Annotated in this window: 9 protein-coding genes; 3 read left to right on the top strand and 6 right to left on the bottom strand. The window is 68.1% G+C overall.

All coding sequences use genetic code 11. The features are described 5' to 3' along the window. Positions 1-62 precede the first annotated feature (62 nt). Complete coding sequence (locus TTH_RS06735; RefSeq protein ID WP_011228602.1) at positions 63-1,226, bottom strand: branched-chain amino acid ABC transporter substrate-binding protein; 1,164 nt, start codon at positions 1,224-1,226, stop codon at positions 63-65. A gap of 137 nt (positions 1,227-1,363) precedes the next feature. After that, positions 1,364-2,704, bottom strand: coding sequence for a type I glutamate--ammonia ligase (glnA, locus tag TTH_RS06730; RefSeq protein WP_011173386.1), 1,341 nt, complete (start codon positions 2,702-2,704; stop codon positions 1,364-1,366). Positions 2,705-2,884: 180 nt separating this feature from the next. Between glnA and TTH_RS06725 the strand changes: the two genes are divergently transcribed. Next, complete coding sequence (locus TTH_RS06725) at positions 2,885-4,543, top strand: bifunctional metallophosphatase/5'-nucleotidase (protein WP_011228601.1); 1,659 nt, start codon at positions 2,885-2,887, stop codon at positions 4,541-4,543. 52 nt (positions 4,544-4,595) lie between these two features. Here TTH_RS06725 and TTH_RS06720 read toward each other — a convergent pair whose 3' ends face one another. The 3 genes from TTH_RS06720 to TTH_RS06710 all read right to left on the bottom strand — a co-directional run bounded on the left by TTH_RS06720 (position 4,596) and on the right by TTH_RS06710 (position 7,038). Continuing rightward, positions 4,596-5,039, bottom strand: coding sequence for an MOSC domain-containing protein (locus TTH_RS06720; RefSeq protein WP_011228600.1), 444 nt, complete (start codon positions 5,037-5,039; stop codon positions 4,596-4,598). Beyond that, complete coding sequence (locus tag TTH_RS06715; RefSeq protein WP_011228599.1) at positions 5,036-5,728, bottom strand: c-type cytochrome; 693 nt, start codon at positions 5,726-5,728, stop codon at positions 5,036-5,038. The genes TTH_RS06720 and TTH_RS06715 overlap by 4 nt, the downstream gene beginning before the upstream one ends. 86 nt (positions 5,729-5,814) lie before the next feature. Then, positions 5,815-7,038: a sulfite oxidase gene (locus TTH_RS06710; protein WP_011228598.1), complete on the bottom strand. Its 1,224-nt coding sequence runs from the start codon at positions 7,036-7,038 to the stop codon at positions 5,815-5,817. Between the two features lie 167 nt (positions 7,039-7,205). Between TTH_RS06710 and mutS the strand changes: the two genes are divergently transcribed. Together mutS and mutL are read left to right on the top strand one after the other, a co-directional pair. Beyond that, positions 7,206-9,641 (top strand): DNA mismatch repair protein MutS, encoded by a 2,436-nt coding sequence (mutS, locus tag TTH_RS06705; protein WP_197525138.1) that lies wholly within the window; start codon positions 7,206-7,208, stop codon positions 9,639-9,641. Continuing rightward, a complete protein-coding gene (gene mutL, locus TTH_RS06700) occupies positions 9,638-11,275 on the top strand; it encodes a DNA mismatch repair endonuclease MutL (protein WP_011228596.1) in 1,638 nt (545 codons plus the stop codon). The genes mutS and mutL overlap by 4 nt, the downstream gene beginning before the upstream one ends. Here the strand turns inward: mutL and rraA are convergent. Further along, positions 11,169-11,663, bottom strand: a complete 495-nt coding sequence (gene rraA, locus TTH_RS06695; RefSeq protein ID WP_011228595.1) for a ribonuclease E activity regulator RraA — start codon at positions 11,661-11,663, stop codon at positions 11,169-11,171. The two genes, mutL and rraA, sit on opposite strands and share 107 nt — an antisense overlap. Between the last annotated feature and the right edge of the window lie 3 nt (positions 11,664-11,666).

The raw sequence follows: 11,666 nt of genomic DNA, 5'->3' as shown, positions 1-11,666 counted from the left end.
TTTCCCGCCGAGGGGGTGGCTCCTTTTGGAGCCACCCCCTTTAGGCTCAGGCCCTTAGGGGCCTACTTCTGCGGCGCCGCCACCTCAATGACCTTGATGAGCTTGTTGTCGGCCCAGTTTCCGGTGCCGGCCACCTGCATCACGAAGTACTTCGCCTTCTGGATGTCGCCCTTGCTGTCAAACTCAATGGTGCCGGTGATGCCCTCGAGCTTCACCTTGCGCACCTCCTGGGCCACCTGGGCCCGGGTGGGCTTCTTGCCCCCGTTGGCCTTGATGGCGTTCTCCAGGGCGGCGAGGATCACGCGGGCGGCGTCGTAGGCGTAGATGCCGAAGCCCTCAATGTCCTTCCCGTACTTGGCCTTGAAGCGCTCCGCCAGGGCCTTGGCCTGGGGGAAGGCGGAGACGGGGCCGGCCACCGTGGTGTAGTAGGCCCCCTTGGCGTTCTGGGAGCCCGCCAGGCGCTCAAACTCGCTGGAGTCCAGCCCGTCGCCGCTCATGAGGGGCATGCGCAGGCCCCGCTCCCGGAGCTGCTTGGTGAAGGGGCCGATCTGGCTGTAGATGCCGCCGAAGTAGACGAGCTGCGGGTTCTGGGCCCGGATCTGGTTGATGATGGGCACGAAGTTGGACTGCTCCTCGGTGCCGATGAAGGCCACCACCCGGCCGCCCAGGGCCTCAAAGCGCTTGCGGAACTCCTCGGCCAGGCCCTGGCCGTAGGCGGTCTTGTCGTGGATGACGAAGACGCGGCGGAGCTTCAGGTCGTTGTAGACGAACTCCGCGGCGGCGGGGCCCTGGACGTCGTCCCGGCCCACGATCCGGTTCACGTTGGGCAGCTTCCGGTCCGTGACCACGGGGTTGGTGTTGGCGGGGGAGACCATGACCAGGTTCACCCGGGCCAGCACCTCGCTGGCGGGGATGGCCACGCCGGAGTTCAGGGTGCCCACCAGGCCGAGGATGTCGGGGTCGTTGATCATCCGGTTGGCGTTGGCCACGCCCACGTCGGGGTTGGCCTGGTCGTCGTAGGGGACGAGGACGAGCTCAAAGCCCAGGGCCTTGAACCGCTCCTTCGCCTCCTCCACGGCGAGCTCCGCCCCCAGCTTGATCTGCTCGCCCAGGGCCGCCTGGGGCCCGGAGAGGGGGGACATGGTGGCGATCTTGATGACGTTGGACTGGGCCAGGGCCAAGCCCAAGGCCGCTACACCCGCTACCAGAAAGCCGATTTTCCTCATACCTCACCTCCGAACGCTACGTGCGTTGCGGCCCCATTCTATAGGGGGGGCTGGGCGTCTTGTCAACGCCTTTCCTTGAGGTTTATGCGTGACCAACGGGTCAGGGCGCAAGGATAAGCGCCCTGACCCCAGGCGGCCTAGTAGGTGGCCAGGTACCGGTCCAGCTCCCACTGGTGGACCGTGACCCGGTAGTCGTCCCACTCCATCTGCTTGGCCTGGAGGAAGTGGGTGTAGACGTGCTCGCCCAGGGCCTCCCGGATCACGGGGTCCTTCCTCAGGGCCTCGAGGGCCTCCCGGAGGGTCCCGGGGAGCTCCCGGATCTTGTGCTTGCGCCGCTCCCGCACGGTCATCTGGTAGATGTTCCGCTGGATGGGCGGGGGCGGGAGGAGCTTCCGCTCAATCCCGTCCGCGCCCGCGGCCGCCATCACCGCCAGGGCCAGGTAGGGGTTGCAGGAGGGGTCGGGCATCCTGAGCTCCGCCCGGGTGCCCACGCCCCGGCGCGCCGGGATCCGGATCATGGCGGAGCGGTTGGAGGCGGACCAGGCGATGTTGGTGGGGGCCTCGTACCCGGGGGTGAGGCGCTTGTAGGAGTTCACCAAGGGGTTGGTGACGGCCACCATCCCGGCGGCGTGCTCCAGGAGCCCAGCGATGAAGTGGAGGGCGGTCTGGGAGAGCTGGTACTCGGCGTTGGGGTCATAGAAGGCGTTCTCCCCGTCCTTGAAGAGGGAGAGGTGGGTGTGCATGCCGCTGCCGTTGATGCCCCGGATGGGCTTGGGCAGGAAGGTGGCGTGGAGGCCGTGGTTCAGGGCGATCCGCTTCACCACCCACTTGAAGGTGGCGATGTTGTCGGCGGTGGTGAGGGCGTCGGCGTACTTGAAGTCAATCTCGTGCTGCCCCGGGGCCACCTCGTGGTGGGCCGCCTCAATCTCAAAGCCCATGGCCACCAGGGCGTTCACCATGTCGCGGCGCGCCTCCTCCCCCTTGTCTATGGGGGCCAGGTCAAAGTAGCCCGCCCGGTCGTGGGTCTCGGTGGTGGGCAGGCCCTCCGGGGTCCTGAGGAAGAGGAAGAACTCGGGCTCGGGGCCGGCGTACAGGTTGTCAAACCCGAGCTTCTTGAGCCTTTCAATCTGCCGCTTGAGGACGTAGCGGGGGTCCCCTTCAAAGGGGCGGCCGTCGGGGTAGTAGACGTCGCAGATGAGCCGCGCCACCCGGCCCCGCTTTGGGTCTTCCACCAGGTCGGGGAGGATGACGAAGGTGTTGTAGTCGGGCCTTAGGAGCATGTCCGACTCCTCAATCCGGGTGAAGCCCTCAATGGAGGAGCCGTCAAACATGATCTCCCCGTCCAGGGCCTTCTCAAACTGGGACTCGGGCACCTCCACGTTCTTGACCACGCCCAGGATGTCCGTGATCTGCAGGCGCAAGAACTTGACGTTTTCCCCCTTAAGCGCTTTTAAAATCTCGGCCTTTGTGTAACCCATGTTCGCCTCCCATTCCTTTTAGGTCCCGGGCTTTCGCCGTTTTACCCGGACCTTGCTGCGGAGTGTACCGACAAATGCGGTCAGATGTCAAGCTTGGACGGATCAAATTGCCAATAAAGCCTTCACGCCTTGTTTATGCGGGCACGGCGGGGGTGGTAGACTGGAGCGGGAGGTGAAGCCGTGAAACGGCGGGAAGTGTTGCAGGCGGGTATGGCCCTAGGGGGGCTTGCGGGGCTCGGGCGGGCCCTGGCCCAGGGGGGGTTCACCCTGACCCTGGTCCACACCAACGACACCCACGCCCACCTGGAGCCCGTGGAGCTCACCCTCTCCGGCGAGAAGACCCCCGTGGGGGGCGTGGCCCGGCGCGTGGCCCTTTTTGACCGCGTCTGGGCCCGGGCGAAAAACCCCCTCTTCCTGGACGCCGGGGACGTCTTCCAGGGCACCCTCTACTTCAACCAGTACCGGGGCCTGGCGGACCGGTACTTCATGCACCGGCTCCGCTACCGGGCGATGGCCCTGGGGAACCACGAGTTTGACCTGGGCCCCGGGCCCTTGGCGGACTTCCTCAAGGGGGCGAGGTTTAAGGTGGTCTCCGCCAACGTGGACGCAAGCCGGGAGCCGAGGCTCAAGGGCCTCTTCGCCCCTTACGCCGTGGTCGTGGTGGGCGGGGAGCGGGTGGGGATCATCGGCCTCACCACCCCGGACACCAGGGAGATCTCCAACCCCGGGCCCACCGTGGCCTTCCTGGACCCCTATGAGTCCGCCCAGAAGGCGGTCTACGAGCTCCTCGCCAAGGGGGTCAACAAGATCGTGGTCCTCTCCCACCTGGGCTACGGCGAGGACCTGAAGCTCGCCCGGAGGCTCGTGGGGGTCCAGGTGATCGTGGGCGGCCACTCCCACACCCTCTTGGGGAGCTTCCCCCACAAGGAGCTTTCCCCGGCTGGACCCTACCCCACGGTGGTGAAGAACCCCGAGGGGAAGGACGTCCTGGTGGTCCAGGCCTGGGAGTGGGGGAAGGTGGTGGGCCTCTTGGAGGTCACCTTTGACGCCAAGGGGGAGCTTCTCGCCTACAAGGGGGAGGCCCTCCTCATGACCCCCGAGGCCGCCCCCGAGGACTTCTTCGCCAAGGAGGCCCTCCTCGCCTACGCCCAGCCGGTGATGGCCTTGATGCAGCAGGTGATCGCCGAGGCCAAGGTGGACCTCGTGGGGGAAAGGGCTGTGGTGCGCAGGCGGGAGAGCAACCTGGGGAACCTCATCACGGATGGGATGCTCTGGAAGACGAGAAACGCCGGGACCCAGATCGCCCTGCAAAACGGCGGCGGCATCCGGGCCTCCATCCCCAAAGGCCCCATCACCGTGGGCAAGGTCTACGAGGTCCTGCCCTTCGGGAACACCCTGGTGGTGATGGACCTCAAGGGCAAGGAGATCTTGGCCGCCCTGGAGAACGGGGTCTCCCAGTGGGAGAACACCGCGGGGCGCTTCCTCCAGGTTTCGGGCCTCCGCTACGCCTTTGACCTCTCCCGCCCCGCGGGGAGCCGGGTGGTGCGGGTGGAGGTGAAGACGGAGAAGGGGTATGTGCCCCTGGACCTCGAGGCCACCTACCGTGTGGTGGTGAACAACTTCATCGCCAACGGCGGCGACGGCTTCACCGTCCTCAAGGAGGCCCAGGGCTACCGGGTGGACACGGGCTTTAGTGACGCTGAAAGCTTCATGGACTACCTCAAGGAGCTCAAGGTGGTGGAGGCGGGCCTCGAGGGCCGGATTGAGGTCCTGAACGAGCCTAAAGGGGAAAGGCCCGCCTACTTCGCCTACCGGGTGCCGGGGCTCGTGGGGGTGTAGCCCGAAAGGACGCCCCCCGGGGAGGCCTCCCCGGGGGTTTTTCCTTACTTCTTCAGCGGGCCGGGGCGAGGACGAGGACCGGGTCCCCCACCCGCACCACCCCGCCCTCGAGGACCCGGGCGTACACCCCCCGGCCCCCGTAGAGGAGCTTGGGCAGGCGGAGGTCAAACTGGGAGAGGCTCTTGCAGACGGGGCACACCTGGGAAAGCTCCAAGAGGGCCTCCCCCACCCTAAGCCGCGCCCCCGGGGGAAGGGCGTGGGGGTCCAGGTCCAGGAGGAGGTTTTCCCCTAGGGCCCCGTAGGGGAGGGGGATCCCCGCCCCTTGCGCCTTCTCGTAGGCGGAAAGCCCCGCCACCAAGACCGCCCGGTCGGGGTCTTTGCCGGCGTGCCGATCCCCCTTGGCCCCAAAGCCCGCCACGAGCTCCAAGGCCTCCACCCGCGGCTTGGGGAGGCCGGAGCCTAAGCCGAGGTGGAGGGAGACCACCTGCCCCTTCATGGCAGTTTGAGGCCTTGGCGGAGCTTCAGAACCTCCTCGGGGGTGAGGGGTTTGGCCCTCGCCGCCTGCACCTCCTCCGGCTTGTAGGGACGGAAGCCCTCGGGGGCGCCCCAGGCGGCCAGGTGGTTCAGCACCAGGGCCAGCTCCTCGTCGGAAAGCCAGGAGAAGCCGGGCATCACGTTGTTGTACTCCTGGCCTAGGACCTTCATGGGCCCCTGGACCCCGTAGAGCACCACCGCAAGAAGGTAAGCCCTCCCGCCTTCCGCCCGCAGGAGCTTTTCCACATGGCCCTTGAGGGGCGGGAAGGTGGGAGGGTTGCCCTCGCCCTGGGGTCCGTGGCAGCCCTGGCAGTTGGCGTAGACCTGGGCTCCCGTTTTGGGGGCAGGGGTCTCCTGGGCTGGGGGCGTGGCTGGCGGGGGTTCCGTGCCCAGGTAGGTGGCCAGGTAGTCCAGGATGCGGCCGCGCTCCTCGGGGGTGACCTGGAGTCCCCGCATGACCATCTCGCTCAGGACCACGTCCCACCTTTCCCGGGAGAGCCTCTCCCTAGCGACAAAGCCGATGTCGTGGCAGGTTTGGCACTTGGCCAGCACCAGCTCCTTGCCCGGGCCCTCGGGGAGGGTGGTCTGGCTCAGGGCCAGGAGGGCGCCAAGGCCCAGGAGAAGGGCTGGGGGTAAAAGGATGCGCTTCATCTCAGGTCTCAGTGTGGGGCGTACCCTAGCTGGGTATAGGGAGCTGGCCCACAAAGGCCCCGGCCCTAAGGCCGGGGCCAAGCCCTTTAGGCCACGGTGAACTTGACCCGCATGACCCCGTTGTACTCGTAACCCCGTTCGTTCCAGGCGATGTTGCCGTCCAGGGGCTGGCTGCGGCCCACGGCGTCCCAGGCCCGGGCCATGACCTCGTGTTCCCCAGGGCGCAGGTACAAGGTGGCCTGCCAGCGAACCCAGCCGAAGCTCTTCTCCTGGCGTTCCAGCCTGGCCTGCTGCCAGGTGCGGCCCCCGTTGGCGGAGACCTCTACGCTCACCAAGGGCACGATGCCGTCGTTGAAGGCCACCCCCTCCACCCGCACGTAGGGGCCTTCCACGGTCTGGCCCTCCAAGGGGGCGAAGATGAAGCTGTTGATGGCCACGAGCCAGTTGGGGCGGGAGTTGGTGAAGCTGTAGGGGTAGGTCTTGCCCGGCTCCTGGGGGAGGAAGGGAATGTTGGCGTTGGGGATGGCGGGCACCCGGTAGCGGGGCATCTGCTCGGCGGTGGTGTTCTCCGCCTCGGTGAACTCAATCTTCTGCACCCACTTCACGTTGTTCACCCCGAAGTAGCCAGGGAAGACCAGGCGGATGGGCCCCCCGTGCACCGCGGGTAGGGGTTCCCCGTTCATGGAAAGGGCCAGAAGGGCATGCCCAAGGGCGTGGATGGGCACGGAGCGCACGAACTCCGGGGCGTTGCCCTGACGGCTGGCGTGGGCGGTGATGTAGAGGGCCTTTTCACCGAGCTTCACCCCTTTGGCCTCTAGAAGGTCCTTAAGGCGCACCCCACGGAAGGTGACGTTCCCCACCCCACCCCGTTTCCAGGGGTTGCCCGAGGTGCGGGGCTGGAAGAGGGAACGCCCGTTGCCGGAGCACTGGAGGACCATGGTCACCTCGTGCTGGGGAAGCTCGAGGAGCTCCTTGGCCTCAAAGGTGAAGGGTTTGTCCACCAGTCCCCCCACCTCCACCTTCCACCCGTCCAGGCTGGCCCCCTCCACGGTGTTGTAGCCGGGGAGGTCCACGTTGTTGCGGATGTAGAGGATCTCCTTAGGGGTGCGCTCGGGCTGGCTGACCAAGAGGTCATAAGGAGTTTCCAAAACGATGGGGCGTTGGGAGAGAACCAAGAGCTTGGGGTTTTTCCCCTTCACCAACTGGTCGGCCGTGGGGGCTTGCTGGGCGAAGCCTCGGCTTCCCGCGGCCAAAAGCGCTGCCCCTAGGCCCATGAGCTTCAGGGCGGTTCGCCGGCTGACGCTTTCCATACCTTATCCCTCCCTCCAAGGGTCCGGGGGGACGTTTGTCCCCACTTTCCGGTTGCCCCTAATCTAGGTGGCAAACAACACCCATGTCAAGTGGGGGTTAGGGGGTTTTTAGCCCCCGTTTAAGGGGCTAGGAGAAAGCGCTAATGGGGGGGTATGGCGGAGTTAAGATGGAAGGCATGCTCAAGGGCGAAGGCCCAGGTCCACTTCCCCCTCTTCTGCAGCAGTACGTGGAGCTCCGCGACCGCTACCCGGACTACCTCCTCCTCTTCCAGGTGGGGGACTTCTACGAGTGCTTCGGGGAGGACGCCGAGCGCCTCGCCCGCGCGCTTGGCCTCGTCCTCACCCACAAGACCAGCAAGGACTTCACCACCCCCATGGCGGGGATCCCCATAAGGGCCTTTGACGCCTACGCCGAAAGGCTTCTTAAGATGGGCTTCCGCCTGGCGGTGGCCGACCAGGTGGAGCCTGCCGAGGAGGCGGAAGGCCTGGTGCGTCGGGAGGTGACCCAGCTCCTCACCCCGGGGACCCTCACCCAGGAGGCCCTCCTCCCCCGGGAGGCCAACTACCTGGCCGCCATCGCCACCGGGGACGGGTGGGGTCTGGCCTTTCTGGACGTCTCCACGGGGGAGTTCAAGGGGACCCTCCTCAAGAGCAAAAGTGCCCTGTACGACGAGCTTTTCCGCCACCGGCCCGCCGAGGTCCTTTTGGCCCCGGAGCTACGGGAGAACGAGGCCTTCGTGGCCGAGTTCCGGAAGCGCTTTCCCGTGATGCTCTCCGAGGCCCCCTTTGAGCCCCAGGGGGAGGGTCCTTTGGCCCTGAGGCGGGCCCAGGGGGCGCTCCTTGCCTACGCCCGGGCCACCCAGGGGGGGGCCTTGAGCGTGCGCCCTTTCCGCCTCTACGACCCCGGGGCCTTCGTGCGCCTACCGGAGGCGAGCCTGAAGGCCCTCGAGGTCTTTGAACCCTTGCGGGGCCAGGACACCCTCTTTGGCGTTCTGGACGAGACGCGAACCGCCCCCGGAAGAAGGCTCCTCCAGGCCTGGCTCCGCCACCCCCTTCTGGAAAGGGGGCCCTTGGAGGCGAGGCTTGACCGGGTGGAGCGCTTCGTGCGGGAGGGGGCCCTACGCGAGGGGGTGAGGCGCCTCCTCTTCCGCCTCGCCGACCTGGAGCGCCTGGCCACGAGGCTGGAGCTTTCCCGGGCAAGCCCCAGGGACCTTGCCGCCCTAAGGCGGAGCCTGGAGATCCTCCCCGAGCTTAAGGGCCTTCTGGGGGAGGAGGTGGGGCTTCCCGACCTCTCCGGCCTTTTGGAGGAGCTTAGGGCGGCTTTGGTGGAGGACCCGCCCCTCAAGGTCTCCGAGGGGGGGCTCATCCGGGAGGGGTACGACCCGGACCTGGACGCCTTGAGGCGGGCCCACGCCGAGGGGGTGGCCTACTTCCTGGACCTCGAGGCCCGGGAGAAGGAGAGGACGGGCATCCCCACCCTCAAGGTGGGGTACAACGCCGTCTTCGGCTACTACCTGGAGGTGACCCGGCCCTACTACGAGAAGGTGCCCCAGGAGTACCGCCCCGTCCAGACCCTCAAGGACCGGCAGCGCTACACCCTGCCGGAGATGAAGGAAAGGGAGCGGGAGCTCTACCGCCTCGAGGCCCTGATCAAAAGGCGCGAGGAGGAGGTCTTCCTTGCCCTTAGGGAGCGGGCGAGGAAGGAGGCGGAGGCCCTAAGGGAGGCGGCGAGGATCCTCGCCGAGCTTGACGTCTACGCCGCCCTCGCCGAGGTGGCGGTGCGCCACGGCTACACCCGGCCCCGCTTCGGGGAAAGGCTTCGGATCAGGGCGGGGCGCCACCCGGTGGTGGAGCGCCGCACCGCCTTCGTCCCCAACGACCTGGAGATGGCCCACGAGCTCGTCCTCGTCACCGGGCCCAACATGGCGGGGAAGTCCACCTTCCTCCGCCAGACCGCCCTCATCGCCCTCCTCGCCCAGATCGGGAGCTTCGTGCCCGCCGAGGAGGCGGAGCTTCCCCTCTTTGACGGGATCTACACGAGGATCGGGGCCTCGGACGACCTCGCCGGGGGGAAGAGCACCTTCATGGTGGAGATGGAGGAGGTGGCCCTGGTGCTCAAGGAGGCCACCGAACGTAGCCTCGTCCTCCTGGACGAGGTGGGCCGGGGCACGAGCAGCCTGGACGGGGTGGCCATCGCCACCGCCCTCGCCGAGGCCCTGCACGAGCGGCGGTGCTACACCCTCTTCGCCACCCACTACTTTGAGCTCACCGCCCTCGCCCTTCCCCGGCTCAAGAACCTGCACGTGGCCGCCAAGGAGGAGGAGGGGGGGCTCGTCTTCTACCACCAGGTCCTCCCCGGGCCCGCCTCCAAGAGCTACGGGGTGGAGGTGGCGGAGATGGCGGGCCTGCCCAAGGAGGTGGTGGAGCGGGCCCGCGCCCTCCTCAGCGCCATGGCCGCGAGGCGGGAGGGCGCCCTGGAGGAGGTCTTGGAGCGCCTCCTCGCCTTAGACCCCGACCGCCTCACCCCCCTCGAGGCCCTGAGGTTCCTCCACGAGCTCAAGGCCTTGGCCCTGGGCCTCCCCCTGGGTAGCATGAAGGGGTGATCCGCCCCCTCCCTCCGGAGCTTAGGGGCCTCCTCGCCCGGGGCGAGGTGCTCCTTACGGTGAAGGACGCCGTGCGGGAGCTTCTGGAAAACGCCCTGGACGCTGGGGCCAGGAGGGTGCGGGTGGAGCTTTGGGGCGGGGGGCTTAAGCGGCTTGTGGTGGAGGACGACGGGGAGGGGATCCCCCTGGAAGACCTCCCCCTCGCCGTGGAGCCCTACGCCACGAGCAAGCTCCAGGACCTTGAGGGCATCCGCACCCTGGGCTTCCGCGGCCAGGCCCTCTACGCCCTAAGGCAGGCGGCCAGGCTCAGGATCCGCTCCCGGCCTCGAGGGCAGCTCGGCGGCGGGCTCCTCCTCGCGGAAGGGGAGCGGGTGGAGGTGCGCCCCGTCCCCGCCCCCCCGGGGACCCGGGTGGAGGTGGAGGGGCTTTTCCTCGGGGAGGGGCGGGACCCCAAGGGGGAGGTCCGGGGGGTCTTGGAGCTCCTAAAGCGCTACCTCCTCCACCACCCTCGCCTCGCCCTGGCCCTTTTCGCGGAAGGGGAGGCCCGGCTCCTCTTCCCGGGGGCGGGGCTTGAGGAGGCGGCCCGCCTCGCCTTCGGCCGCCTCCTGGCCAAGCGGCTCCTTCCCCTGGCCTACGGGGCGGGGGGCCTCGAGGTCCAGGGCCTCGTCTCCCGGCCGGAGGTGAGCCGCACCCGGCCGGACCGGCTCTTCCTCGCGGTGAACGGGAGGCCGGTGGCCTTCCCCGAGGGGCTTCTCCGGCGGGTGCGCCGCGCCTACCGGGAGCTTCTGCCGGAGGGGCACTACCCCGTGGGCGTCCTGAACCTCTTCCTCCCCCAGGAGGCCTTTCGCCTGCGCCTGGACGCGAGGAAGGAGGAGGTGGTCCTTTCTGAGGAGGTGGAGGCCCTGGTGGAGGAGGCCCTCCTCGCCCTCTTCCGGCGGGAGAACCTGGCCCGGGCCCTCCCCGAGCCCAAGCCCCTCCAGCCCTTAAGCCCCCCCACGGCCTCGGGCCTGCCCCGCCTCCGCTTCCTCGCCCAGTTCCGGGAGAGCTACCTCCTCGCCGAGGCGGGGGACACCCTCTACGTGGTGGACCAGCACGCCGCCCACGAGCGCATCCTCTACGAGGACCTCCTCAAGCGGGTCGCCGAGGGGCCGAAGCCCCTCCCCCGGCCCCTCCTCGTCCCCTTGGCCCCCGAGGAGGAAGCCCTTTTGGAGGCGGGGCAGGAGGCTTTGGCGGCGCTTTTCCGCTGGGAGCCCTTCGGCCCCGGGAGGGTGCGGCTCCTCATGGCCCCCGCCTTCCTCCACCCCTACCCCCTTCTCCTCCCCGAGGTCTTCAAGGAGGCCTTGCGCGGGGAGGGGAGAAGCCTCAAGGCCCTCCTCGCCCGCCTCGCCTGCCTCCCCGCCGTCAAAGCGGGCCACCCCCTGGGAGAGGCCCAAGGCCAGGCCCTCCTGGACGCCCTCCTCGCCTGCGAGACCCCCTGGGCCTGCCCCCACGGAAGGCCCGTCCTCCTTGCCCTCAAGGAGGAGGACCTCATCCGCCGCTTCGGACGCCGCTCGGGGGCTCGGGGAGGAGGAGAAGCCCGTCCTCGTCCGCAAGAAGAAAGCTTCCCGGAAGCACCTCTACCCCGAGAACCTTAAGGGGCACGTCCACCTCCCCCTTGCCCTCCTTGGCGCTTTTTTTGGGGGTGGCGGCGAGGGCGAGGAGGCCGATGGGCACCTCCCTAAGCTCCTCCGTGTCCCGCACCGCCCCGTGGACCACCACCCCGGCCCACCCCTTTTCCCAGGCCAGGCGGGCCAGGTTGCCCCCGAGGAGGGCGGTGCGCAAAGAGCCGCCCCCGTCCACGAAGAGGACCTGGCCTGCGCCCTCTTCCTCCAGGACCTTCCGCACCAGGGCGTTGTCCTCAAAGACCCTGAGGGTCCTGACCCGCCCGGCGAAACGGGCTCTTCCGCCGAAGCTTTTGAAGACCATGGGGAGGGCCTCGCCCTCCGGGTAAAGGTCGGAGAGGTCCGTGGTGCGCGCCTCCATGGG

Source organism: Thermus thermophilus HB8 (assembly GCF_000091545.1).
Classification (GTDB): Bacteria; Deinococcota; Deinococci; order Deinococcales; family Thermaceae; genus Thermus; species Thermus thermophilus.
Note: the sequence above shows the minus strand (reverse complement) of the source record. Positions and strands in the feature narration are given on the sequence as shown.

Bases quoted from the DNA above. Each gene is read 5' to 3' on its own strand.
- TTH_RS06735 (WP_011228602.1), bottom strand. From the start codon at position 1,226: ATGAGGAAAATCGGCTTTCTGGTAGCGGGTGTAGCGGCCTTGGGCTTG.
- glnA (WP_011173386.1), bottom strand. From the start codon at position 2,704: ATGGGTTACACAAAGGCCGAGATTTTAAAAGCGCTTAAGGGGGAAAAC.
- TTH_RS06720 (WP_011228600.1), bottom strand. From the start codon at position 5,039: ATGAAGGGGCAGGTGGTCTCCCTCCACCTCGGCTTAGGCTCCGGCCTC.
- TTH_RS06715 (WP_011228599.1), bottom strand. From the start codon at position 5,728: ATGAAGCGCATCCTTTTACCCCCAGCCCTTCTCCTGGGCCTTGGCGCC.
- TTH_RS06710 (WP_011228598.1), bottom strand. From the start codon at position 7,038: ATGGAAAGCGTCAGCCGGCGAACCGCCCTGAAGCTCATGGGCCTAGGG.
- mutS (WP_197525138.1), top strand. From the start codon at position 7,206: ATGGAAGGCATGCTCAAGGGCGAAGGCCCAGGTCCACTTCCCCCTCTT.
- rraA (WP_011228595.1), bottom strand. From the start codon at position 11,663: ATGGAGGCGCGCACCACGGACCTCTCCGACCTTTACCCGGAGGGCGAG.